Raw genomic sequence first — 25379 nt, forward strand, 5'->3', positions numbered from 1 at the left:
CTCCGAGGCCGTTTCCCAAAGCGCCGGCAGCGTTCTCGGAGTTTGTAACTACAATTACGCGGGGCAAAACCAGGTAATTTTGTTATATTAATGTAATTTTTAAAGGTGTTTAAGTGTATAAAATGTGAATTTTTGATTTGGAAACCAAAATCAGCACCACCTGGTGTTATCTGAGTTTAAATTGGACTCAGGGCGGTCCGGGAATCTGACGGCCGAAGGCCAAAAACCACGATATCCGAGGTGAGCAGATGGAAAACACCGACACGTTAGAGGCGGAGATAAAAGTTCTCAAGAAACGGCTCTCAGGATTGAGCGAGGCGAGTCTGCGTATCAGCAAGAGTCTGGACTTGAGTACCGTCCTGAGAGAGGTCGTAGAGGGCGCCTGCGCACTGACCGGCGCAGGATTCGGCGGGATTACGACCCGGGACGGTTCGGGACATATGCTGGATTTCGTCACCCACGGCCTGAGCAAAGATGAGTATCGGCAACTTGTTGATCTGCCCGACGGGGCCAGGCTTTGGGAATATCTGAGGGAAGTAGCGGAACCGTTCAGGTTGAAAGACCTGTCGTCTCACATCGCCTCGCTCGGTTTGCCCTGGCATGACCTCATGAAGCGAAGCTTTATGGGCATGCCCGTGTGCCATCAGGACGAGACCGTGGGTATCTTCCTTCTGCTCGACAAGGAAGCCGGCCAGGAGTTTTCCAATGAGGACGAGGAAATCATGACGCTTTTCGCGTCCCTGGCCGGAGCGTCCATTGCCAACGCGCGCAAGTATCTGGACGAACAGCAGGCAAGAGCCGACCTCGAAGCGCTGATAGAGACCTCGCCGGTCGGCGTCGTGGTCATTGACGCCCGGAGCGGGACGCTGTTGTCGATCAACCGGGAATCGCGTCGCATCGTTGGAGATCTGTGCAAGCCGGGACAACCAGCCGAGGAATTGCTGAAAGTCTTAAAGGTGCATCGGGCGGACGGGACCGAGATTGCGCTGGAAGTAAATCCGATCGCGCAGTTCCTGTGCGAGGCTGAGACGATCCGCGCAGAGGAGATCATCTTCGAGGTCCCGGACGGTAGAAAGGTCACTACCCTGATTAACGCGACCCCCATCGTTGAGGAACAGGGCGATGTGGCGTCCTACGTGGTCACGATGCAGGACATGACGCCGCTGGAAGAACTGGAGCGGCAGCGCAGTGAGTTCGTGAGCATGGTGAGCCACGAGCTGACGGCTCCTCTCTCCACGATTAAGGGATGCACCACCTCGGCGGTGGAATCCTCGTCTATACAGAACGCGGCTGAGTCGGAGCAGTTCTTCCGCATCATAGACATGCAGGCCGATCACATGCGCAAGCTGATCAGGGACCTGCTGGACTCGGCGCAGATCGAGACGGGTTCGCTTACGTTGTCCACCGAACCCGAAGAGCTGATCGCCATGGTGGAAAAGGCCAGGAACATGTTCCTGGACGGTGGCCGCCGGAATCCCGTGCAGATCGACCTGGCTCCCGATCTGCCACGGGTGCGGGCGGACCAGCATCGAATCGTCCAGGTGCTCGTAAACCTGCTGACCAATGCGGCGAGGCATTCGCCCGATTCGGCGACGATAGTGGTGGCGGCACGGCTGAAGAACGTCTACGTGGAGATATCGGTCGTGGACGAGGGGCCCGGCATACCGACCGAGCGCCTGCCGCACCTGTTCAGGAAGTATGCCCGGAGCGGCGGGGAAAACCGCGGGGTCGGGGCCGGCCTCGGCCTGGCGATATGCAAGGGGCTGGTGGAAGCCCACGGCGGGCGCATCTGGGCCGAAAGCGAGGGTGCTGGAATGGGCTCGCGCTTCACCTTCTCGATCCCGGCGGTGGAGGAGGCCAGGACCGATGCCGGGCAGGCACAGGGCAGGACGCGGCCCCAACCCGTTCGAGGCGACGCGCGGAAGCCCCTGGTCCTCGTGGTGGACGACGATCCCCAGGCGCTGGGATATATACGGGAAACCGTGGAAAAGGCGGGATACCGCGTGCAGGTGACCGGCGATCCGGAGAAGGTGAAGAGCATGGTCGAAGTCCATCAGCCGGACCTGGTGCTGATGGACCTGGTGCTGCCCGGCACGGACGGCATCGAACTGATGAAGAATCTGCCGGAAAGGACTGAGCGACCGGTGATTTTCCTCTCCGCCTACGGAAGGGACGAAACGATCGCCCGAGCCCTGGAACTCGGCGCCGCGGATTATATCGTCAAGCCGTTCTCGCCAACGGAACTGATCGCCCGGATCCAGGCCGCCATTCGCAGGCATACCGGTCCGCCCGAACCGTTCCAGGCAGGCGACCTGGTCATCAATTACGAAGAACGGAGAGTGGAATTCGATGGTGTACTACTGCGGCTGACGGCCACCGAATACGATCTGCTGCGCGTCCTCTCGACCCACGCCGGCCGGGTCGTGACCTACGACCAGATGCTGAGCAGCGTCTGGCAGATGCGCAACTCGGGCGATGCACGGGTGGTTCGCGTCTTTGTGAAGAAGCTGCGGCAAATGCTCGGTGACGATGCAAAGAATCCGAAGTACATTTTCACCGAACCCCGCGTCGGGTACAGGATGACCAGGCCGACCGACCTGTAGGCGTCGGCGGATCTCCCTTACGCCCCCCAGCATCCGCCTCACGATCGGCGATCAAAAGGCGATTCTCCGGAGCGCCCGCATTCCGTTCCCTCCCGCTTTGCGCGTCGCCACCTCCTCACTATACTCGCCGCCTTCTCCTCCCTGATAGGTTTCCATTGCGACTCCGGACGCTCTCCCCAACGGCCTTCCCGTTGCTATTCCCGGCGTTGTTGTTATGGTGACAACACACGGGTAGTGGAAAGATTGTGAATAAAAAATAACGGTTTATGAATTTCATATGATGATCTATTCATATCGTGTAAATTCAATGTGATCATCTATCCGATCAGGGCCATGATGGTCTATTTCGGCGGGCCGCGCACGACGCCGGTTCAGGCGACCGGCAGTTCGTGTTCGAAGATCGTTGATACAGAGGAGCAGATCGATGCCGAACGATGACAGGTTAAAGGAAAACAACAAGAAACTGCAGGAGCAGTTCACAAAACTGAGCGAAGCCAGTCTGCGCATCAGCGAAAGTCTTGACGTCAACACGGTCCTGCAGGAGGTCGTCGCGGGAGCCTGCGCATTGACCGGTGCAAGGATGGGTGGCATCACCATGATTGACGAATCAGGACAGTTACTGGACTTCGTTGCCCATGGCCTGAGCGCACGCGAGCATCGGGAGGTTCAGGAGCTGCCTGACGGTCCGGAAATCTGGGAGTATCTGAAAGGCGTTACGCAGCCGCTCCGGTTAAAGAACATGTCGGCTCACTTCAAGGAACTCGGCCTTGCCATTCATCCGGTGATGGATCATGGACTCCTTGGCGTGCCGATTCGCCACCAGGGTACCCAGGTCGGATTCTTCTACCTGCTCGACAAGGAATCCGGGCAGCAGTTTACCGCAGAAGACGAGCGGATCATTTCCATGTTCATTTCCCAGGCCGGCGCGGCGATAGCCAACGCCAAGAAGCACCGTGACGAACAACAGGCCCGGGCAGACCTGGAGGCGCTGATCGACACTTCACCCGTCGGCGTCGTCGTGTTCGACGCGCGGACCGGGAAGGCCGTGTCTTTCAACCAGGAGTCGCGCCGCATCGTGGGCGACCTGCAGACGCCGGGCCTGTCGATTGTGGATCTGCTCGACGTGATCAACGTGAAGCGTGCGGATGGACGTGAAATCGAACTGGAGGAGTACCCGCTGGTACGGCTGCTGCGCGAGGCGACAACCGTTCGCGCCGAGGAAATCGTACTCGAGGTACCCGATGGCAGAAAGGTCACGACACTGATCAACGCCACGCCCATCGTATCGGAGCAGGGCGAGGTACAGTCGGTCGTCGTCACCATGCAGGATATGACGCCGCTGGAAGACCTGGAACGTCAACGGGCCGAGTTCCTGAGCACGGTGAGCCACGAAATGAGGGCTCCGCTTGCATCCATCAAGGGTTGCGCGGCCACGGCCCTCGGAAACGCTTCCGTACTTCAGCCTGCTGTATCTCAACAGTTTTTCCGAATCATCGACGCGCAGGTCGACAATCTGAGCGAGTTGATTGGCAATCTGATGGACGCTGCGCAGATCGAGACGGGTTCGCTCTCCGTATCTCCTGAACCGGCGAATCTGGCGGTGATCGTGGACCAGGCCAGAAGCGCGTTCCTCAGCGGCGAGCATCGCCAGACCGTGCAGATCGACCTGCCGACGGATCTTCCGAGAGTGCGGGCGGACCAGCAGCGGGTCGTACAGGTGCTTTGCAATCTCCTGTCCAATGCCGCGCGTCACTCGCCCGACTCTTCCACCATTACCGTAAAGGCCGAGTTGAAGGACTACCAGGTGGAGGTGTCGGTTGTGGACGAAGGCAGGGGCATTCCCGCGGACCGGCTGCCTCACCTTTTCAGGAAGTATGCCCGGAGCGGCCGCGACGAAGCGGGACTGGGGTCGGGCCTGGGCCTGTCCATCTGCAAGGGACTGGTGGAAGCCCATGGCGGGCGCATCTGGGCCGAAAGCGAGGGCATGGGCCTTGGAACGCGGTTTACATTTACAATACCGGTGGCCGAAGAAGTAACTCCGAGTGCCGCGGCCGCGACGGACGGCAGGCTTGCGGGCCCCTCGCCTCCCGGAGGTCAACAACCGAGCATACTCGTCGTGGATGACGATCCCCAGGCATTGGGATACATCAGGGGCATTCTGGTGAACGCTGGGTACAGTCCGATTCTGACCGGAGAGCCCGAACAGGTCGAAAACCTGGTCAACGACCGTCAGCCGGATCTTGTCCTGCTCGATCTGCTTTTGCCCGGTACCGACGGAATCGAACTAATGCAGAACGTAACGGCATTGTCGGAACGTCCGGTGATCTTCCTGTCGGCGTACGGCAGGGACGAGACGATCGCCAAGGCACTGGAGATCGGTGCGGCGGACTACGTGGTGAAGCCGTTTTCGCCGACGGAGCTGATCGCGCGGATCCAGGCCGCGCTGCGCAAGAACGCCGGACCGCCCGCACCATTCCAGGTGGACAATCTGGTCATCGATTACGATGAACGAAGGGTGATCCTGGATGGCAGGCCATTGATCCTGACGGCCACCGAGTACGATTTGATCCGGGTGCTTTCGACCCACGCCGGCAAGGTGGTCAGCTACGACCAGCTCCTGCGGAACGTCTGGCAGTCGCGGAATTCAGGAGACCTGAGGATCGTACGGTCCATCGTCAAGAATCTCAGACGCAAACTGGGCGACGCAGCGGGAGATCCCCGGTTCATCTTCACGGAATCCCGCGTCGGTTACCGGATGGCCAAACCCGCGCAAGTACAGAACAAGGAGTAACCCTTGACGAAGCAGCCCGGTCGACCGCCGGCACGAACAGCCGAACCGGAAACGCAGCCGGGCATGCCCATGGAAATCCTGGGCATGTACCTCTTCATCGCCAGCGAACTCATCATCTTCATCACGCTGCTCTTCATCTTGTTCTGGCTGCGGTCCGGTCTCGTGGCGGACTGGCCTCCACCCGACCAGCCTCGCCTGCCCATCGGGATCACGGGCATTAACACCGTGTTTCTACTGGTGAGCGGTTATACCATGCACCGGGCATACCGTGCCGTGAAAGAGAATGCGGCCCGCCAGCTGACGCGGTGGCTGATGATCACGTGCGTGCTGGGCGTCGTCTTCCTCACGGTCCAGGGGTTCGAATGGATCCGGCTGATTCGCTTCGGGTTGAGCATGACATCGAGCCTGTACGGCGCCATGTTCTATACGATCATCGGGCTACATGCCGTCCACGTGCTCGTAACCGTCCTCGTCCTGCTGTACCTCTGGGTCCGGTCCTCCGCCGGCGCATACACCGCAGAAAATCACACCGGCGTAGTGCTGGGCTACATGTTCTGGCTCTTCGTCGTCCTCATCTGGCCCATCCTCTACGTACTGGTCTACCTGGTGTGAAGCACGGCAACTGAACGGGGATCGGACCGGTCGATCTCGAGCGTCACGCTAGCCGCCCAGGGTCGTCAAAATCCCTTCGACGTTCCAGAGCCGACCATTCATGTCGTGTATCTCTTTTCTTACGTAATGTATATCGTTTCTTACGTCACTAATCTCATTTCTTACCCCCGCAACTTCCATTCGGACGGAACCAATCTCATCCTTTAACTCCTTACGATGTTCTTTCAACTCGTTCTTCAAATCGTTTCGCAGCTCTTCTCTACCGTTCTTCGCTTCCCGCCGGAAGAATATAAAAGCACTCAACATGACAGCCGGTGTAATCACCAGTTGTGCGACCTCCATAAGCGCCCCCCATTCGACCCCGCCTGCGTGTATTGATCCACCCCCTTGGATGTTGATCTCGGCAGTCCACCTGACGGGTTCTGCAATCCGCCTGGTGTATGGAATGCCCTTAACGAAAGGAAGAGTAGAAATAACGCGATGCGACCTCGAACTTAAATTCAACTTCGTCAACCGAAGTCAGAAGTTCGCGATGGAAGTCAGGTAGTCGTAGCTCTGGCGGGCGGCGTCTTCGGGTTCCATGAGCTCGGCGAAGGCCTGGTGAACGGTGACGTAGCCTTCGTATCCGATCGCTTCGAGCGTCCGCATGATCATGGGGAAGTCGATCCCGCCCGTTTCCTGAAGGGGCACCGGATCGTGGGGCGCGGGGCCCCGTACCCAGGTGTTCAGGGTCATGGATCCATCGGGGTTCAGTCGGTGGTTCTGCAGATATACGTTGAAGAGCCAGGGCTCGAACCGCTTGATCGTTTCCGGTCCGTAGTCCTGGCCGCACAGGTCGAGATTGGCCGGTTCATAGATGATGCCGAAGTTCTCTCGCCCCACTTGCTTCAGCACGGAGACGGACTCCTCCACCGTTTCGAACAGGCTGCGGGTGTGGGACTGGTGGGCCAGCCGGATGTCCCGTTCCTCCGCTTCATCCGAGGCCCATCGCGCCCAGGCGATATCTTCCTCCGTCTTCATGCCGATCCGGATCAGGTCGGCGTCCAGCAGTTCGGCCAGGTCCAGGTAGGGCGTGATGTTCCGAAGGGCGTCAGGGGCGTGTTCGTCGTTCGCGGGTATGGGGATGTCTCCCGTGATCATGGAGACGGGCAGAGCCCGATCGTCGAGTACTTTCCGAACCGCGGTGATCTGTTCCAACGGTGACTTTATACCTGCCTGGGACGCCCTCATGCACATGGCGGAATATCCGATCTCTTGAGCCAGATCGGCCAGGTGTTCCATGGATCGGTTGGCTTCTTCCTTGTTCAAGACGGATTCGGCGACCCGTACGGACAACGAGAGTTCCATGATCGAGAACCTTTTCAAGTTACAGGGTGACGTGGCGAAATCTGCGGTCTAACGCAACTGCACTTCGGATCCGCCCGGAAGTTCGTGGCCGGTACTGGCCAGCACCTGGGCGGTGAAACGATACGTGAGGCCCCACAGCACGGGTCCATTTCCATCGAGGAGATCGATGGCGCATACTTCCCGTTCTCCCCAATCGCCCGCCACCGTGGCCGTAACGTACCGGCTTTCATCCTTCAGATCGGCGAGCGGGAACCAGAACGCGTTCCGGATCTCGTGGTTGAGGGTCAACTCGGTTCCGTCCGCCAGGTAAAACACGAAGCCGGCCACGTGCACCTTGCTGAGGTGGGTAGCCTGGTCGTCGAGGCGGCAGACGAAATCCGCAAGGTCGAGATCGATGGCCGTTTCTTCCCGCGTTTCCCGGATGGCCGCATGCCGCGGGTTCTCATCGGAAGCATCGATCTTCCCGCCGGGAAAACTGATATGGCCGGACCAGGGATCGCCCTCGCGCTGCGCACGCTGGAGGAAGAGCAATTCCGTTCCGCCGGCCGCTCCGCGTAGAAGAATCGCTACGGCCGCCTTAAGCGCGCCGTCTTCGGGATCAAGCAGCCTGCTGCGCCGGTTTCGCAGCTTTTCAACGAGGTTTTCTGCCTGCATCAACGCACCGCAGCTCCCATCAGGACCGGGCAAACACGACCTGGTTGCGCGGATGATCGGCCCGCTGGCCGGGACGCCGGTTTCCCAGGTTCGCATCGACGACCGGCCGGTTCTCCGCGCTACACGCGGAATCGTCGATGGGAAGACCGTCCTCGTAAAACGTGATTCCCAGCGCTTCACGGACACGCCCCGACGTGTTGGCCCGCGCGCCATGCACCACCCAGTGGTTGTGCAGAGTCGCGTCTCCGGCGGGGATTTCCTCTTCAACGACAGGTACCCGGTTCGTGCGGATGTAGTCCTCGAAAAACGATTCCGATTCGCGGTGTATCCCCCTGGGGCCCAGCACTTTTTCTCTGTGGGTACCACTCGCGAATCGGGGCGGCCCCATGTCGATGGTGACGTCCACGAGGGGGATCCACATAGTGAGGACGTGGTCCGAGCACAGCGGCCAGTGCGGACCATCCTGGTGCCAGGGCGTGATCCAGCTTTCGGGTTCCTTGAACATGGCCTTGTCGTAGTAGATACGCACTGCATCCACGCCCATGAGGTCGGCCGCGATCTTTCCGAAACGGGGCGACTGGATGAACCGGGCCGCGCGCTCGTCCGCCTCCCTCAGGTTGAACGTCTGCATGAATACGCGGGAGAAATCGTCCTCCGGCCGGTCGCTCATCTTGCTCGTTCCGGCAAAACGTTCGGAAGTGATCGACTTCAGCACCTCGCGGTACTCGGCGATCTCATCCCGTGTAAAGACGTCCCGGAGACGCACGTGGCCGTTTTCCCGGTACTGGCAAACGTCTTCCACGGACAAGGGGTAGGGCGAATCAAGCCCACGCACACCGGTTCGGGCTCCCGCTGTCATGGCAATAGATCCTTTCGCCCGGAATGATATCCCATCCAGGACGTTCTCACCCTGCCCGGGCACCGGTCAACTAACAGACCGCAACCTGGATGTCAAGGGGTTTGGCCCGTCACATGGGGGCGGGAGGTCGAACGAGAGGTCTGATACCGGGAACGATTTGCACCCACTCGGCGTTAACCTGGGAACGGCCTGCGTCCACTCGATCGGTTCCTGCCGGATCCCCGCGGGGTCCCCACCCTTGACAGGTCGTACTGGTTGATCTTTATTTTAAGGAACGCGGCGGGACTGCTTGAACGTGATGGGGTCCGCCGCGATTACCGTTTATAAAGACCGGACTGCAGCGCCGGGAGCAAGCCATGGATGAGAACGGCCCGATACTGGAATTTGAAAAACCGATCTACGAACTCGAGAAGCGCATAGAGGAAATGAGAAACTATGCGGTGACCGAGAACCTCGACGCCCTGGCCGATGAGATCCAGCGCCTGGAAGAGGAAGTGGCCCGCCAGCGGCGGAAGACCTATTCCAACCTGACCCGGTGGCAGCGCGTGCTCATTGCCCGCCATCCGAACCGCCCCCACACGCTCGACTACATCAACGGGATGATGGAGGACTTCGTCGAACTGCACGGCGACCGGGCCTTCGGGGACGACAAGGCCATGGTCACGGGGCTGGCGAAAATGGACGGTCAGCCGATCGCCGTGGTGGGTCACCAGAAGGGGAAGAATACCAAGGAAAACGTGATGCGCAACTTCGGCATGGCGGGTCCCGAGGGATACCGCAAGGCCCTGCGCATCATGAAGCTGGCCGAGAAGTTCGACATGCCGGTCCTGTCCCTGGTCGATACCCCCGGAGCCTATCCCGGCGCGGGGGCGGAGGAACGGGGCCAGGCGGAGGCGATCGCCCGAAACATCTACGAGATGGGACGGCTTCGCGTACCGATCATCGTCATGGTGATCGGCGAAGGCGCCAGCGGCGGGGCGCTGGGCATCGGCGTGGGCGACCGTGTCATCATGATGGAAAACGCCTGGTATTCGGTGATCAGCCCCGAACCCTGTTCCACCATCCTCTGGAAGGACCAGGAGAAGGCGGCCGCCCGCAAGGCCGATTGCGCCGAGGCCCTGCGGCTTTCGGCCACCGACCTGCTCCAGTTCGGCGTCATCGACGAAATCGTGCCCGAACCCTTCGGGGGCGCGCACCGCGACCACGAATCGGCCATTGCGAACGTCAGAAAATCCATCCTCAAGGCGTTGCACGAGGCGGGCACACAGTCCGTCGAGGAACGCCTGGAAGCCCGGCTGGAAAAGTACAGCAGCATGGGCGCCTTCGATGTAGTACCTGCCGCGGACGACCCGTCGTAAGCCGGAACCCGGGAGCGGGATCCTTGCTAAAGGCCATCACAGGCGGCGCGATCATCAACGGGAAGGGCGCGGCGCCCATTCCCGACGGGCTGATCCTCGTGGACGGCAACCGGATCCAGGCCGTCGGTTCCCGCGACAGCCTTTCCATTCCCGGAGACGCAGAGGTCGTCGACCTCGGCACGGCCACATTGCTTCCCGGCCTTATCGATACCCACGTACATCTCGTCATGAACGCACGGGAGGACTGCGTCACCTCCCTGGCGCACAAGAGCGCCGTGGAGTCCGTGGTCGAGGCCGCCGGGAACGCCCGACGGGCCTTGCGGGGAGGGGTGACGACCGTTCGGGACTGCGCCGACGTGTTCGGCGTGACGCTGACCCTGAAGCGGGCCATCGACGGGGGTCACCTGGACGGCCCGCGCATACTCGCCTGCGGCCTGCCCATTACCACGACGGCGGGGCACCTTAACTACATGGGGATCAGCGCGGACAGCACGGAGGAGGTGCTGAAGGCCGTGCGTACGGTGGTCTCCATGGGCGTGGACTGGGTCAAGGTCTGTGCCACCGGCGGGGGGCTGACGCCGGACAGCAACGTGCGACGCGCCCAGTATTCGGCGGAGACCCTGACGGCCCTCGTCCGGGACGCCCATCGCCTGGGCAGGAGAGTCGCCGCCCACGCTCACGGGACCGAAGGTATTCTGAACTGCGCCATAGCGGGCACCGACAGCATTGAGCACTGCTCCTGGATGGGGGAGGAAGATGGACACCGATACGATGAGGCGGCGGTCGACCTGATGCTGAAGAAGGGCCTTTACGTCAGCCACACCATCACCGGGCCGAGGACCGGTTCTTCCGAGGAAGTGGAAGCGTTGATGAACAGCGAGTACGGCGAACGATACGCCTTGCTGCGGCGGACGCTGGAGGAAGGCGTCCGCATGGTCATCTCCAGCGACGCAGGCGTCCCGGACACGCGTTTCGAGGATTTCGCCGGAAGCCTCGTCATCGCCGTCAAGTGCTGCGGCTTCTCTCCCATGGGCGCCATCATCGCTTCCACCAGCCGGGCCGCCGAGATGCTGGGGATGGGAGACCAGGTCGGATCCCTGGAACCCGGCAGGCTTGCGGATATCCTTGCGGTCGATGGAGATCCGCTGCAGGACATCAGCGCCATCTGCCGGATCGCCGGCGTGTTCAAGGACGGCCGCAGGTTCGTTTGAACCGAAAAAGCTTCCTCAGGCTACGTGTAGAACGTCCTATGGTATACACGACATTACCATTTCGAGCCTTCTTCATCGTGGATCTGATCGGGCAGCCTGTACGTCAGGCCGGCTTCGTTGTAAGCCGATGCCTTGAGAAGCGTCGCGAAATCAGAAGGAGGTGCACGGCGAAGCCATGCTCCCATCCGCTTAACAAACTGGTCCAGTCTGTACCATACCAGCGATAACGGCATTCTGTTCGCAGGGAATTTCAGGTTGTCTGCAAGGTGTTTTCCAATAAGCGCGCGGGAAACGGGGTAGATAACCTTCTTCACCAGATTCCGCCGCTCCTGCGTGTCTTTGATGCCGGCGACCAGCGGGGCGGAGTTTATCAGCGCATTTGCCATGAGGATAGCGTCCTGGCCGGGAGAAGGTTCGCAGATCGAACCGATCCGGTATATCTGATTGGCATGTTGCTCGTCGCTGAATAGGATGGTTTCGGGAATACCCATGAGATAGCCCGCGTACCGCCAGACATCATGGAAACTGGCTCGTTCGTCGATGCGAAAGTGAGCCCCCAGTGACTCGGAGTGTTTTACGGTGCGCGTGGCGAAGCAAACTACGGCGTAGCCCAGGTGGGCTGCGCTGATCGGACATCCCAAGGCCCCTTGGTTCCAATTGTCCGACTTGCTCAGCAGGTACCGGACCTGGGCATGTACGAATCGTATGCGTACGGACAGTTTCCACCCGTCGCCGTACCGTCGCAGTCCCCCGGGAAAGAAAATCTCCATCTGATGCCTGTTGTTCTGCTTGAGGCGCCAGACTCCGTTGTTGAATATCCGTCCGGTTTGCACGAAAGAGGTGCTTATCAGTGTCGAGAATCCGTCGATCAACACGCCGGTGACGAAGGCTGAAAGGATTCTGACCGCGTTTCTCTGGAAGGCGCGTATGCCCGGCATGAAGGCTTCGTGATCCAGCCATTCCGGATCGGGCTGCGGCGCGTCGAAAAAAAAGTCCCTAAGCGATTGCGGCGCGGTCCGCAATCCGTCCGGATCCTCTTCCATACCGGCGCGTATGAACTTGTGCACCTGTTGTTGCGGAATCGACACCAGGTCTTCCACCACAGCATCCATGACCGGATCGCCAACAAGCGTGTGCGCTACATAGTTGTCCGCGGTCTCAACATCTACCGCGTAAGCTTGTCTGTAACCGGGGCGGTATGCTTCGGGTATGCTCATGTGCCGGTCGGTTGTATTCGGAGGTGGCCACTGAACCTCACCAATGTGAGAATGAGATTAAGAAACAAATCAATAACAGGAATGGTGTGTCCTCTTCCAAGAAGAAAACACAAATAGATATGATAATTATGTGGTTTTACTGTTTTTTTTGTGATTATTTGTGATGAGGGCTGGCACTTCGGTGTTATTGTGCGGTAGGCCGACGGTTCGCGTGAACAGAGAGCGCACCTGGCGGACGTTGCAGGAATTACACATTCGTGCGGGGTTTCAACGCGTCCGGTCTGCGGTGATACCTACGCGAGCGTACGGGGCTTGAGCACCTTCTGGCTGCGTTGGTACCTACGCGAGCGTACGAGGCTTGAGCACCCTCTGACTGCTGAACCTTTCCAATCCGAACAGGTTCGTGTCGACGGGCGGCGTTTCATCGAACAGCCGGGCAGCCAGGATCTCGCCCAGTACCGGGCCGAACTTGAACCCGTGGCCCGAAAAACCCGCCGCCAGAACCACGTTCGCATAATCGGGATGGCGGTCCAGGATGAAGTGGAAGTCCGCCGAATTGGTGTACAGGCAGTGTTTCACCGCGACGGGATCCCGCGACAGGTGGGGACATCTGCGTCCGATGAATGCCCGCACTGCTTCAAGATTGGCGTCGTCCACCTCTACGGGGTCGTCCGCCTTGACGACCCGGCCGGTTCGGTGGCAGCCGGCCTTGACGCCCGGTACCCGCACCTGGGGCACGCAATAGAAGGGATCGGAGGTGTGGTAGTCGATCACGTTGGGCATGGCGCCCGCCTCATGCGGGACCGGACCGGCCTGTGGAAAGTAGGCCAGCAGTTCCCGCGTCACGACGAGATCGACATCGATCCCCAGCGCGTTCAGCCACCGGTCCGTCCAGCTGCCGGTTGCCAGCACGAGAAAGGTACCTGACCAGGATCGTCCGTCCGCCGCCGTGACCTCGACGCGCTCTTCGGCCGGGACGATCGAAGCGACTTCCGTCTCCGTCAGGGCGTCCACGCCGTCTTCCACGACGCAGTCCCACAGGTTCCGTACCACCTCGTCGGCGAAAAGCACGGCGCTGTCGGGTTGGTAGATGGCTTCACTGTGCGGTGGCAGGCTTAGCTGGGGAAAACGGTGCGCGAAGTTGGCACGGGCCAGTCGTTCAAAGGGGAGTCCGCATTCCCGCAGACGGGTTTCAAGGGTCTCCAGCACCGCCGCGCCGGCGGGCGCCAGGTTGCAGATGCCGGTCCGTTTGAACACCGGCCTTCCCAGGCGTTTCGCGAGATCCTCCCAGGCCCGGAAGGCGCGCGCCGCCATTTCGACGTACCCGTTCTCTTCGTAATCGAAACGGATCATCCGGCTGTCGCCGTGCGAACTGCCGTGTTCATGGACGGGTGCGTATCGCTCGAGCAGGAGGACACTCAGCCCGCGGCGGGCCAGCACATAGGCCGTCGAGACGCCGACGATGCCGCCGCCGACCACGATCGCGTCGTAATGCGCGGACTTTGCGGACCGTGGACTCACGACAGGCCCCGTGTCGCGCGGAGCAGGGTCTCCTGCACGAGCAGCTCGTGGGAAAGGGGCCGGTCCGGCGGCTGTTCACCGGAGATGGTCTTCAGGAAGGAAACCAGTTCGAGGTCATACAGCGCCTGGCGGCTGCGGCCCACCACGGGTACACGGGATTCCCCCGCGGGATAGCCACCCGCGGCTTCGTTCAGCACCAGCCGGATTTCCGTGCCCGGTTCGAAGGGTTCGATGAGGATGGCGCTGCCCTCCGTTCCGTATACCTCGTACCGGCGGGCGGGCGGAGACGGTTCCATGGCGGCGATATCCACGGTGGCCATGGCGTGCTCGTATTCGAACACACCCAGGCCGTTGTCCGCAAAGGCGGGGACATCCCCGGTTTCGTTGCGCAGAAACGCGGTCACCCTGGACGGGCGCCCCAGGATCCAGACCACCTGGTCGAGCATGTGGCCGGCCAGGTCGTAGAATATGCCTCCCCGGTGGGCGCTGATCACTTCGCGGGATGAAACGGGGACGTTGGTCGACATGTGCGCCCGGATCGAAAACACGCTGCCCAGCATGCCCGACCGCGCCCAGTCGGCGATCTTGCGGAACCCGTCATGATACCGGAACATGTACCCCATCTGCACCTGCAGGCTCGCTTTCTCGGCCAGGCCAACCACCCCCTGCCAGGCCGGCCAGTCGTCGCCCGCGGGCTTGTCGTACCAGGCATGCTTGCCGGCGCGGACGATTTCCTCCGTCTGGGCCAGGCTCTCGTCGTTGCGGCCTTCCGAAGCCACGGCAGCGAGATCCGGATCACCCAGCATGTCCTCCACGCGGTCGAACCAACGAACGTCCGCATAGGGTCCGTCGGCATGCTCCAGGGCGGACCTTCGCCCTGCATCCGGCTCATAGACCCCGGCACACTCGACTTCGGGATGGGTCAACATGGATTGAAGCTTGCCGGCGGCATGCCCGTGACTTGTGCCGTACTGCGCCATGCGAATCGCCATTTTGGGTACCTCTGATTACGTGGAATCGTGTCGTTTCCGGTGTTTCCGGGAAGTAAACATCGGTCGTGTCATCGTCAAGCGAATTCGGGTGGACATCGTCCTTGACATCGGCCTTGACATCATACGCGGTTTCCGCTACGTTCGCTCCAATCTTTCCACGAACCGGGCGCCCGGCCATTAACGCAATAACAGGAAGCTGGCAGCGTGTCCCTGACCCAGGCGCAGATCGACAATTTCAGAACCGTGGGTTTTCTCAACGTCGGCCGTGTCTACACCGATGAAGAGGCGGACGCGTTGCGCGACCGCCTGATGACCGTCATGGCGGGCACATCCCGCGGCAAGGCCGAGGCGGTTCGGAACATAGCCGGCGAGGAACTGGAAGCGGAAAGAGACGTCGTCATACAGGTGGTCAATACCTGGCAGGCGGATGACGGGTTCAGGGTCCATCTCTATCACCCGGAGATCTGCCGCATGGCCTGCGAATTGATCGGTACCGACGTGCTCCGGGTGTGGCACGACCAGATCCAGTACAAGCCGCCCCGGCGCGGCGGGGCCACCGACTGGCACCAGGACCATCCCTACTGGCCAATCATCCAGCCGGCGGACCTGGTGAGCGCCTGGGTGGCGCTGGACGACGCCACCGTGGAGAACGGCTGCATGCGCATGGTGCCGCGCAGTCATCACTGGGGACCCCACAAGGGCGGTACGATCGGGACGAACGAAGACGGTTTCACCCCCGATCCCGACCGGTCCCTCATCCCGGATGGCGAGGAGGTGGAAATCGTCCCCTGCGAGGTGAAGAAGGGCGAGTGCATGTTCCACCACTGTCTAACCTGGCACGGCAGCCCTCCCAATCCGACCGATAATGGCCGGCCCGCCATCGCGGTGCATTACATGCCGGGATGGACCAGGTACGAGCCCTCCAGATCCCATATCATGGAACGTCGGGTCGACGTCGAACCCGGCGATCTGCTGACCGGCCATTACTTTCCCACCGTATGGGATCACGGCCCAGTCGAACCGCAGGCGCAATGGTCCGAGGAAGCTTCGAGCGGCGGACAACGGCGAGAAACGGGTTGAATCCGTGCCAGAAACAGCGGAAATAGCCAGCAACGTAAACACCGCTTCCCGCCCCGGCGCACTGCGTATCACCGACCTGCGCACCGTGACCATCGGCGCATCAACGATCATCAGGCTCGATACCAACCAGGACATCCACGGCCTCGGAGAGGTGCGGGACGGCGCCAGCAAGACCTACGCCCTGGCCCTCAAGTCGCGCATCCTGGGCGAGAACCCCTGCGACGTAGACCGGGTCTTCCGGAAGATCCGCCAGTTCGGCCACCACGCCAGGCAGGCCGGCGGTGTCTGCGCCATCGAGATGGCCCTCATGGACCTCGCGGGCAAGGCCTACGGCGTGCCGGCCTACCAGTTGGCGGGCGGCAAGTTCCGGGACCGCGTGCGTATCTACTGCGATACGACGTCAACCCCGAATGCCGAAGAGATGGGACGCCGCCTGAAGGAACGCATGGACCGGGGGTTCACCTTTCTGAAGATGGACGTGGGCATCGGCCTGCTGAAAAATACACCGGGTACCCTGTCGGCCCCTTCCGGGATGCTGGACACCCTGCACATCATGCATCCCTTCACGGGCATCCGGCTGACTGACAAGGGCATCGGCCTGCTGTCGGACTATGTGGCCGGGGTGCGCGACATCGTCGGATACGAGATCCCGCTGGCCGTCGACCACTTCGGACACATCGGCGTGGAGGACTGCATCCGCCTGGGCAAGGCGCTGGACCGGTACAACCTGGCCTGGTACGAGGACATGGTCCCGTGGCAGTTCACCGAGCAGTACGTCCGCCTGCGCGACGCCTGCGACACGCCGATCTGCACGGGCGAGGACATCTATCTTCGGGAAGGGTTCATGGACCTTTTCGAAAACCGGGCCATTTCGGTGTGCCATCCCGACCTGGCCACTTCCGGCGGCATACTGGAGACCAAGAAGATCGGCGATACGGCCCAGGAATACGGCATCCCCATGGCCCTGCACATGTCGGCCATGCCCGTCGCCCAGATGGCCAGCGTACACTGCGCCGCGGCCACGGAGAACTTCATCGCCCTGGAGCACCACCACGTGGACGTGCCCTGGTGGGACGACCTGGTGACCGGCCTGCCGAAACCGTCGGTCCAGGAGGGGTTCATGACGGTGCCGGACGCGCCGGGCCTGGGGATCGAACTGAACGAAGAGGCCATACGCGAGCACATCAGCGAGAAGGATCCCGGTTACTTCGAACCCACCGACGAGTGGAACGCTTTACGGTCTCACGACCGCCTGTGGAGTTGATCGTCCGATGGATGGAAGGAGTAAACGATGAACATTCCCGCTGTCCAGGCCGCGCCTGACCCCTTTGAACCCGAGCCTTACCTGGCGCTCACCGAAGCGCAGCGGCAACAATTCGACGAAGACGGCTTCATCCTGATCGAGGACGCCCTGTCGCCGGACCATGTCGACCGGTTGATCAGCGTCGTCGAAGAGCTTAACGAAAAACACCGCAAGTCGCATGGGACCGCTCAGGACGCCGCGTACCAGATCCGCAATGCCCTGACCCAACACGACGAGCTCTTCGCGTTGATCGAATATCCGAAGATCCTGCCGATGGTCGTGGACGTCATGGGCGTCAACATCCAGATCCGGACTTCTCACGTAGACGTCCGGCCGCCCATGAAAGACCACGTGGAGGGTGAGCTGGGGGCGGCGGGCGGATTCTTCCCCTGGCACTCCGACGCACCCAACTACGGCTACCCTATCACGAACGGCATCGTCCCTTTCTTGGAGGTCAAGGTCGGGTACTACCTCACCGATCTCACCGAGCACAACAGTGGCGCCATCTGCGTCGTGCGCGGCAGCCACCTCCGTTCGCCTGAACTAATTCACGATCCGGATTACCACATCGACCCGGCGGACATCGTCGAGGTGAACGTCCGTCCGGGGACCGCAATGGTCTGGCGCACGGCCCTTTGGCATTGCCTGACGCCCAACCTGTCCGACCATTCCCGGAAGTGCCTCTACTACGGTTACAATTACCGCTGGGCGCGACCCGGAGACTACGATCGGCAGGACGCGGAATTGCTTGCGCGATGCACGCCAGTCCAGCGCCAGCTGCTGGGGTCCAACACCACGGAGGACGGCGTGGTCTACCAGGACGGTGACCCAGCCCATCCGGCTTCCAGGTACTGGCGCCCGGAGCCCGGTGACGTACCCCTGGAAGCATGGGCGGAAAACCTGATGAAGAAGAAGAGGACCAGAGAATGGCGGCGATGGAAACGGAGGAATACCCTGCCCGACGGCGCGGTGGGATCGCCTGTAGTAGAAGGTTAACCGGGAAACCCGGAGTAAGCATGCGGCAGATAAGCTGTAGGCGAGGAATCAGGAGGCAGCCATGACCGAAGCGGAAATCTTCGAATTCGACCTGAATGGCGTCATCATATACCGTGACCTGTTGACCCCGGACCAGGTCGACCACATGAACGGGATTCTCGACGGTCATCTTACGGAAGAATCCTTTAATTTTCCTTTCCTGCACCTGGATCCAGTGTTCCTGGATGTCATGGCCCATCCGCGGACGCTGAACATCCTGAAGACGATGATCGGCGGCTGGCTGCGACTGGACCACGCCTACGGACTGCAGATGGATACGCGCTCCGAGGAACGCGGCGATATGAGGCCAAACCTTCACGGCGGACCGTTGGAAGACAACGGCGAGCACCACTACCAGTGGTTCAACGGAAAGATGTATAACGGGCTGACTGTCGTCATGTATGCCCTTAAGGACGTCAACCCCGGCGACGGCGGCTTTATCTGCGTTCCGGGAAGCCACAAGACCAACATGGACTTCAAGCCGCCGGCGGACTCGCATTTGGTCGTGAATCCGTCACTCAAGGCCGGTGATATGCTGATCTTCACGGAAGCGCTGGTCCACGGGACCGACACGTGGACCTCGCGTGACAAGCGGCGCTCACTGCTCTACAAATACTCGCCGGGACATTCCACGTGGGCGATCCCCGAGCGATGGGAAAAGTTGCAGGCGCTCGCCGCCAACGACCTGCAGCGTGACCTGCTCAGGGCACCCAGCATCGAGGGCCGAACGCCGGTGGAAATCCCGGATGCGTGAGGAGAAATCCATGACTGAAGCCGAAATCTTCGAATTCGACCTCAATGGATACATCGTCTACAAGGACATGCTGACCCGGGACCGGGTCGATTACCTGAACGGGATCCTGGACAGGCACCTTACTGACGAGACCCACGGATTCCAGTTTCTCACGCTCGATCCTGTATTCATGGAACTCATGGCCCATCCCCGCACGCTGCGGATCATCCGCACGATGATCGGGGAATGGATGCGGTTGGACCACGCTTACGGGCTGCAGATGGACCGACTTTCCGTCGAGCGAGGCCACGTGAAACCCAACTTGCACGGCGGGCTGAGACATGATCACGGCGAACACCAGTACCAGTGGTTCGATGGTAAGATGTACAACGGACTGATCGTGGTCATGTACGCCCTCGAGGACATCAACCCGGGCGACGGCGGACTCATCTGCGTGCCGGGAAGCCACAAGTCGAACTTCCGTTACCGACCGCCCGTGGATTCCCATCTCGTCGCGAACCCGTCCTTCATGGCGGGAGACATGCTCATCTTCACAGAAGCGCTGGTCCACGGCACCACCACGTGGACTTCCGATCGGCGGCGGCGCGCGCTGCTGTACAAGTATTCACCCGGGTATTCCGCCTGGGCTTCCGCCGACGGGCTGGACGACGCGCGCGACCTGGCCGCCAACGACCTGCAGCGCGACCTGCTCCGTCCGCCCAGCGTGGGCAGGCGGACACCCGTGGAGATCCCGGACGACTGAGAAAAATCCGTGCAGCCTGTCAGGAGACGCAAAATGAACGTGCGGGAAGAATACCGTTACAACCGGTTGACCTGGGAGGACATGAACGAGGCGATCGGCATGCAGAAGGTGGTGGTCCTGCCCACGGGTTCCACCGAGCAGCACGGCAAGCACCTGCCGCTGGACACGGACGCCTTTCTCGTCGAATCGGTCTGCCATGAACTGGGTCGGCGCATCCCCGACCGCGTCCTCGTCCTGCCCACGGTTTCCTTCGGGCTGAACCTGCACCACATCGACTTCCCGGGCACGATCCACATCGAGCCCGAGGTTTTCATCGCCTTCTGCCTGAACATCACCAAGAGCGTGGCCTACCACGGCTTCGAGAAGATCCTGATCGTAAACGGCCATGGCTCCAACGCACCGATGATCGACCTGATCGCCCGGAAGACGGTGCTTGCCACGGAGTCGCTGTGTTTCGCCGCCAACTATTTCACCTTCCTGATCGATGCCTTCAACGAAGTCAGGGAATCGGAGGTGATGGCCCACGCCGACGAACTGGAGACGTCCCTGTACCTGCACCTGGCCGGCGATCGCGTAAAGATGGACAAGGCCGCGCCGGACATGGACCGGGTGGGGAAGTACTGCTCCTCCGACAGCACCGGGACGGTGCGATTCAATGATTTCTGGGGAAGATGGACGGGCCTGGGGGTCCACGGCGACCCGACGCCGGCGACGGCCGAGAAGGGCAGGATCATCTTCGACGCGTCCGTGGAAGGCCTGATCGAACTGGTCGACGATATCAAGAAGTGGCCGATCGAGCAGCGCAGCGATCAGCACACCGGGCCGGTGCAGCGCGGGATCCGGTGGTGAATCCGGCCGCCGCAGCTGGCTAGTAACTCAGGAATCCCCCGTCCACCAGCCACGTCGCCCCGGTAACGAAACTCGCCTCATCGCTGGCCAGGAACACGGCCACGCGGCCGATTTCCTCAGGTGTTCCCCGGCGGTCCAGGGGCGTGTCGCGGAAGAACCTTCCCGTAGCGCCCCGCCCTACCGCGTCCTCCCTCGGCTGGTCGCTTTGTTCCGTGTGAATATCGCCCGGCGCGATGCTGTTCACGCGGATGCCGTGCGCCGCCAGTTCGATGGCCGCGGACTTGGTGAGGCCATCCAGTCCCGCCTTGCCGGCACAGTAGGCGGAGGCGCCTTCCTGCGCGGCGAACTGGGCGACGGACGAGATGTTGATGATGGAACCGCCCGTTCCACTTGAGATCATCCTGCGGGCCGCCTCCTGCGTACCGATGAACGCGCCGGTCAGATTGATGTCGAGGACGCTGCGCCAGTGTTCGTCCGTCTCCTCCATGAAGGGCCGTAGTTCAAGGGACTTTCCCGTCAGCGCGGCATTGTTGACCATCACGTCCACCGGGCCAAGCAAGGAATCCGCCAGGTCCAGCAGGGCGGCGACGTCCTCCCGACGGCGCACGTCGCACCGTTGTGCCTGAACGGCGAAGCCCTGATCACGGAAGCGTGCGGCCTCGCGCTCGGCGATCTCGATCCGGCGCTGGGCGATCATCACGGCGGCTCCCGCTTCGAGACAGCATCTGGCGATTCCGAGACCGATGCCGGTACCGCCGCCGGTGACGACCACTACTTTGCCTTTCAACCGGTCGCTCATATGCGCTTCAATCCTTGTTCCGTGACCCGTCCAAAGTCCGTGACCCGTCCTCGCTCCGTGTCCCGTCCGTGCTGCGTGACCCGTCCTTAGTCCGCGACGTGTCCTTGCTCAGTGAGGCATCATCGCTCCGTGAGGCGTCTTCGTCCATACGGCGCGCGATTTCGCCGGCTGCGGCTTCGACCACCGGGAACGCCCGCTCTTCCAGCGTACGCAGGTCGAGCAGAAAACGGTCTCCCGACAACCGGCCGAATATGGGGGGCGACTGCCGTCTGAATGCGGCGGCGAGTTGCCTGTTCGTCCATCCCACCGGCCGAAGCGCCACGACGCGGGACGGGATTGGCTGGACCGGCAGGGCGCCGCCTCCGATTTCGGCTGAGGATTCCTCCACAGTCACACCGACGCGGTGTGCGAATCGGTCCGTGAGACCTTCAGCGAGTCGATTCGCCCTGGATTCAAGCTTCCCGGTGGATGCGGCGATCATACCCGTAACCGCGTGGTCATCGGCAAGCCTGTCCGGATCAGTAAACAACTCCAGGGTGGCCTGCAGGGCGGCGTAGACCATCTTATCCGCGCGGAAGGCCCGCATCAGCGGATCCTTCTTCATCCGGTCGATGAGATCCCTCCGGCCCGCAATGATTCCCGCCTGCGGCCCGCCCAGCAGCTTGTCGCCGCTGAAGCAGACCACGTCGACGCCCTGGTCGAGCGCGTCCCGCACCGTGTATCCGCTGTCCAGGCCGTGCTGACCGTACGCTACCAGGTCGATCAGGGCGCCGCTTCCCTGGTCGTACACGACCGGTATGTCCCGCTCGCTGCCCAGCATCGCCAGTTCGTCGAGAGGCACCGAGACGTCCATGCCGGCGAGGTCGAAGTTGCTCCGGTGGACGGCCATGATGAGGGCCGTCCGGTCCGTGATGGCCGCGCGGTAGTCGTCCGGTTCGGTGTGATTGGTCGCACCCACACCGACGAGCCGGGCCCCGCCCGCGGCCATGACGTCCGGCATGCGGAAGGACCCTCCGATTTCCACCAGTTGTCCCCGGGAGATGATGACTTCGCGGTCCCGAGCCAGGGCGTGCAGGATCAGCATGACCGCGGCGGCGTTGTTGTTCACCACGATGGCCGATTCCGCTCCGGTCAAGGCGCATAGCAGCCCGGAAACCAGGTCGTGGCGCGAGCCTCGCTTGCCCGTTTCGGCATCGATCTCCAGCGTGCAGTATCCCTCGACCGCGTCGGACACGGCCTGCCGCGCCACCTCGGACAGCACGGCCCGTCCCAGCCCGGTATGGAGGATCACGCCCGTGCCGTTCACGGCGGGCGTCAATGCACCGGTCCGGGATTCTGCCGCGGATGGATTAACCTGGTCTGGCATAAGATAGGGAGGTCGGTTTTCGTGGTTACCATCGGTCGGCGATCACTTGCGTCATCCGCGCCTTGTAACGGTCCCAGGGGAACGCGGGTCCGGGATCGATCTTGCGCTCCGGCGCGATGTCGCTGTGGCGCACGATATTGTCCAGGGGGATCCGGTAGCGTTCGACGAGCCGCCCGGACAGCGATTCGACCTGCTCGACCTGGCCGGGCGGATAGGGCGCCCACCAGTCGCTCCCGGACGGAACAGGCGATGGTCCGCTGTATGGCGTCCCGTATTCCTCCGGCCAACAGTAGAAACTCCCGTCCTTTTTCTCCAGCCGCCCCCAGTTGACGATCTCGATGCCCAGCGACCAGCGGTTGCAGCCTTCCCGCCCCCGCCACGTGCTGGTCCCGCAGTGCCAGGCGCAGTCTTCGTCACGGACCATCTGCAGCACCGCGCCGTCGAGACCCACGATGTAATGGCAGCTGACGCGCCGCTCCGGGTCCTGAAAGATCGCGACGCAGTCTTCCAGCGAAGGTCCGTCCGTATAGTGAAGCACCAGCATATCGATCGGCGCGTCTTCACGGCTCGAAGCATAAAGGGCCGGGGTGAATGGGATATCCGCAGCGGCATTCGACATGTCCGGCACGCGTCCTTCCGAAGGTCGCTTTCGTCACAGGATCGTTCCCTGAAACTTACAGGATGGACCGCTGCAAGGCAATCCGTTTCATCGCGTTCCTACGGTGTGGCGGCCCCCCGCGTCGGTTGACACGCAACACCCCACCGCGTATACTGATGCCATGATTCTGAAGTGCAAAACATCTGTTTTAAGATGCCTCTCGAACAGGCAGGACCGGCCTTGACCACCGACGCCATTTCAGCGCCCTCGCTGCAGGACCGATACCTCAAGGACCACGGTACGGTCTTTCTCACCGGCATACATGCCATCGTCCGCTTCCTGCTGGACAAGCAGCGTCGTGACGCCCTTTCCGGCGGCATGGTAAGGCGCAGCTTCATGTCCGGTTATGAAGGCTCGCCCCTCGGCGGACTCGACCTCGAAATCCGGCAACAGGCCGACCGGCTCAACGAGGCGGCGCCCTTCGTACACCAGGCGGCGGTCAACGAGAAGACCGCGGCGGCGGCGGTGCACGGCAGCCAGTACGAAGGAAACGTGGACGGATTCTGGTACGGCAAGGCCCACGGCGTGAAATGGGCCCTGGACGAATTCAGCCTGGCCAACATCGCGGGGACGGGGAAGGACAGCGGTGTCGTCCTGTTCTGCGGGGACGACCACATGGCGAAGAGTTCCGGGTACCCCGCCAGCAGCGAACAGGCCCTGCGCGACGCGCACATTCCCGTCTTCTACCCTTCGACGGTCTCGGAGGTCATCACCTATGCGCACCACGCGCTCGCGCTCAGCAGGTACGCCGGGGTACTTTGCGGGATCAAACTCGTCACGCCTATCTGCGACGGCGCCGAAACGGTGGATGTAAACCCCGAACTACCCAGCGTGACGCTGCCACCCGGTACGACGGGCGATCAGCCTGGTTCGGCTGAGTCGGCTGGGTCGGCTGGGTCGGCTGAGTCGGCTGGGTCGGCTGAACCGGCTGGGTCGGCTGGGTCGGCTGAACCGGCAGGACGGCCTGGACGGCCTGGATCGCCCTACGAAAAACGCTTTCACCAGGTGGTCATCTCTACCCAGTCCATCCCCTTCGAAGAAGAACTGACCACGGTGCGCCTGGGAATCGCCGCTGAGTACGCCCGGTTAAACGGGATCGACACGGTCGATAATCCGGACTCGGACAGTCCCCTGGGTATCATCGCGACGGGCAAGAGCTACGTCGACCTCGTCCAGACGCTTCGGCTGCTGAACCTGGATGAAAAGGTGCCGGTCCTGAAGCTGGGGGTGATCTACCCGGTCAATCCGCGGTCGATCCGGGAGTTCGCAGAACGCTTGAAGACCGTGGTGGTCGTGGAAGAGAAGGGCCCCTTCGTGGAGGAAGCGGCAGCCCACGCGATCCTGGGCACCGGTGTCGAACACGTCTATGGAAAGCGAGGTCCGGACGACCGTCCGCTCATTCCGATTTACGGCGAGTTGAATCCAGACCTGCTTACCCTGCGGCTCGGACCGATGCTGCAGGAGATTTACCCGTCGGCACCCGTTTACGACCGCATGGAGGAACTGAACGCCATCGCGGAACGAGACGAAGGCTCCTTTGCCCGGCGTACCGCCCACTACTGTCCCGGATGTCCCCACAGCGTATCGGCCCGCGCGCCGGAGGGAGAGGGCGCCGGCGGTGAAATCGG

General features: G+C 61.6%; 22 protein-coding genes. 12 read left to right on the forward strand and 10 right to left on the reverse strand.

Annotated elements, in window-relative coordinates:
• Positions 1-248 precede the first annotated feature (248 nt).
• The 3 genes from OXH56_11445 to OXH56_11455 all read left to right on the forward strand — a co-directional run bounded on the left by OXH56_11445 (position 249) and on the right by OXH56_11455 (position 6006).
• The gene (locus OXH56_11445; GenBank protein MCY3555918.1) at positions 249-2603 is read left to right on the forward strand and encodes a response regulator; all 2355 of its coding nucleotides are present in this window, start codon (positions 249-251) and stop codon (positions 2601-2603) included.
• Between the two features lie 424 nt (positions 2604-3027).
• The gene (locus tag OXH56_11450) at positions 3028-5394 is read left to right on the forward strand and encodes an ATP-binding protein (protein ID MCY3555919.1); all 2367 of its coding nucleotides are present in this window, start codon (positions 3028-3030) and stop codon (positions 5392-5394) included.
• 63 nt (positions 5395-5457) lie between these two features.
• Positions 5458-6006 (forward strand): heme-copper oxidase subunit III, encoded by a 549-nt coding sequence (locus tag OXH56_11455; protein ID MCY3555920.1) that lies wholly within the window; start codon positions 5458-5460, stop codon positions 6004-6006.
• Positions 6007-6054: 48 nt separating this feature from the next.
• Here the strand turns inward: OXH56_11455 and OXH56_11460 are convergent, their stop codons facing one another.
• From OXH56_11460 to OXH56_11475, 4 genes are read right to left on the reverse strand one after another with little or no spacing between them, the layout of a single operon-like run.
• Positions 6055-6519 (reverse strand): hypothetical protein, encoded by a 465-nt coding sequence (locus OXH56_11460; protein ID MCY3555921.1) that lies wholly within the window; start codon positions 6517-6519, stop codon positions 6055-6057.
• 6 nt (positions 6520-6525) lie between these two features.
• Positions 6526-7353, reverse strand: a complete 828-nt coding sequence (locus tag OXH56_11465; protein ID MCY3555922.1) for a sugar phosphate isomerase/epimerase — start codon at positions 7351-7353, stop codon at positions 6526-6528.
• 48 nt (positions 7354-7401) lie between these two features.
• The gene (locus OXH56_11470) at positions 7402-8007 is read right to left on the reverse strand and encodes a CoA pyrophosphatase (GenBank protein MCY3555923.1); all 606 of its coding nucleotides are present in this window, start codon (positions 8005-8007) and stop codon (positions 7402-7404) included.
• A gap of 19 nt (positions 8008-8026) precedes the next feature.
• Entirely contained in the window at positions 8027-8866 is an 840-nt protein-coding gene (locus OXH56_11475; GenBank protein MCY3555924.1) for a phytanoyl-CoA dioxygenase family protein, read from the reverse strand.
• 356 nt (positions 8867-9222) lie between these two features.
• Here OXH56_11475 and OXH56_11480 point away from each other — a divergent pair, with 356 nt between their 5' ends.
• Together OXH56_11480 and OXH56_11485 are read left to right on the forward strand one after the other, a co-directional pair.
• Positions 9223-10224, forward strand: coding sequence for an acetyl-CoA carboxylase carboxyltransferase subunit alpha (locus tag OXH56_11480; GenBank protein ID MCY3555925.1), 1002 nt, complete (start codon positions 9223-9225; stop codon positions 10222-10224).
• 23 nt (positions 10225-10247) lie between these two features.
• On the forward strand, positions 10248-11435 hold the full coding sequence (locus OXH56_11485; protein ID MCY3555926.1) for an amidohydrolase family protein: 1188 nt from the start codon (positions 10248-10250) through the stop codon (positions 11433-11435).
• A gap of 53 nt (positions 11436-11488) precedes the next feature.
• On the opposite strand, the gene OXH56_11490 is transcribed toward OXH56_11485, so the two are convergent.
• The 3 genes from OXH56_11490 to OXH56_11500 form a co-directional block, all read right to left on the reverse strand.
• Positions 11489-12652, reverse strand: a complete 1164-nt coding sequence (locus OXH56_11490; protein ID MCY3555927.1) for an oxygenase MpaB family protein — start codon at positions 12650-12652, stop codon at positions 11489-11491.
• 339 nt (positions 12653-12991) lie between these two features.
• On the reverse strand, positions 12992-14173 hold the full coding sequence (gene solA, locus OXH56_11495) for an N-methyl-L-tryptophan oxidase (GenBank protein ID MCY3555928.1): 1182 nt from the start codon (positions 14171-14173) through the stop codon (positions 12992-12994).
• The gene (locus OXH56_11500; GenBank protein MCY3555929.1) at positions 14170-15165 is read right to left on the reverse strand and encodes a Gfo/Idh/MocA family oxidoreductase; all 996 of its coding nucleotides are present in this window, start codon (positions 15163-15165) and stop codon (positions 14170-14172) included. The genes solA and OXH56_11500 overlap by 4 nt, the downstream gene beginning before the upstream one ends.
• Positions 15166-15369: 204 nt before the next feature.
• Here OXH56_11500 and OXH56_11505 point away from each other — a divergent pair, with 204 nt between their 5' ends.
• The 6 genes from OXH56_11505 to OXH56_11530 all read left to right on the forward strand — a co-directional run bounded on the left by OXH56_11505 (position 15370) and on the right by OXH56_11530 (position 20928).
• The gene (locus tag OXH56_11505) at positions 15370-16245 is read left to right on the forward strand and encodes a phytanoyl-CoA dioxygenase family protein (protein MCY3555930.1); all 876 of its coding nucleotides are present in this window, start codon (positions 15370-15372) and stop codon (positions 16243-16245) included.
• Between the two features lie 4 nt (positions 16246-16249).
• Positions 16250-17509, forward strand: a complete 1260-nt coding sequence (locus OXH56_11510) for a mandelate racemase/muconate lactonizing enzyme family protein (GenBank protein MCY3555931.1) — start codon at positions 16250-16252, stop codon at positions 17507-17509.
• Between the two features lie 27 nt (positions 17510-17536).
• The gene (locus tag OXH56_11515) at positions 17537-18544 is read left to right on the forward strand and encodes a phytanoyl-CoA dioxygenase family protein (protein MCY3555932.1); all 1008 of its coding nucleotides are present in this window, start codon (positions 17537-17539) and stop codon (positions 18542-18544) included.
• Positions 18545-18605: 61 nt separating this feature from the next.
• The gene (locus tag OXH56_11520; GenBank protein ID MCY3555933.1) at positions 18606-19337 is read left to right on the forward strand and encodes a phytanoyl-CoA dioxygenase family protein; all 732 of its coding nucleotides are present in this window, start codon (positions 18606-18608) and stop codon (positions 19335-19337) included.
• Positions 19338-19347: 10 nt separating this feature from the next.
• The gene (locus tag OXH56_11525) at positions 19348-20079 is read left to right on the forward strand and encodes a phytanoyl-CoA dioxygenase family protein (GenBank protein ID MCY3555934.1); all 732 of its coding nucleotides are present in this window, start codon (positions 19348-19350) and stop codon (positions 20077-20079) included.
• A gap of 33 nt (positions 20080-20112) precedes the next feature.
• Positions 20113-20928 carry a creatininase family protein gene (locus OXH56_11530; protein ID MCY3555935.1) on the forward strand — a complete coding sequence of 272 codons (816 nt, stop codon included), beginning with the start codon at positions 20113-20115 and terminating at the stop codon, positions 20926-20928.
• Positions 20929-20947: 19 nt separating this feature from the next.
• Here the strand turns inward: OXH56_11530 and OXH56_11535 are convergent, their stop codons facing one another.
• The 3 genes from OXH56_11535 to OXH56_11545 are packed head-to-tail and all read right to left on the reverse strand — an operon-like array spanning position 20948 to position 23712.
• Complete coding sequence (locus tag OXH56_11535; protein ID MCY3555936.1) at positions 20948-21727, reverse strand: glucose 1-dehydrogenase; 780 nt, start codon at positions 21725-21727, stop codon at positions 20948-20950.
• A 7-nt stretch (positions 21728-21734) separates the two neighbouring features.
• Positions 21735-23093 (reverse strand): L-seryl-tRNA(Sec) selenium transferase, encoded by a 1359-nt coding sequence (selA, locus tag OXH56_11540; GenBank protein ID MCY3555937.1) that lies wholly within the window; start codon positions 23091-23093, stop codon positions 21735-21737.
• 25 nt (positions 23094-23118) lie between these two features.
• A complete protein-coding gene (locus OXH56_11545; protein ID MCY3555938.1) occupies positions 23119-23712 on the reverse strand; it encodes an N-acetylmuramoyl-L-alanine amidase in 594 nt (197 codons plus the stop codon).
• Between the two features lie 219 nt (positions 23713-23931).
• Here OXH56_11545 and OXH56_11550 point away from each other — a divergent pair.
• Positions 23932-25379 (forward strand): hypothetical protein (locus tag OXH56_11550; protein MCY3555939.1); only part of this gene is annotated, 1448 nt, incomplete at its 3' end.

The organism is Gemmatimonadota bacterium (assembly GCA_026702745.1).
Classification (GTDB): domain Bacteria; phylum JAAXHH01; class JAAXHH01; order JAAXHH01; family JAAXHH01; genus JAAXHH01.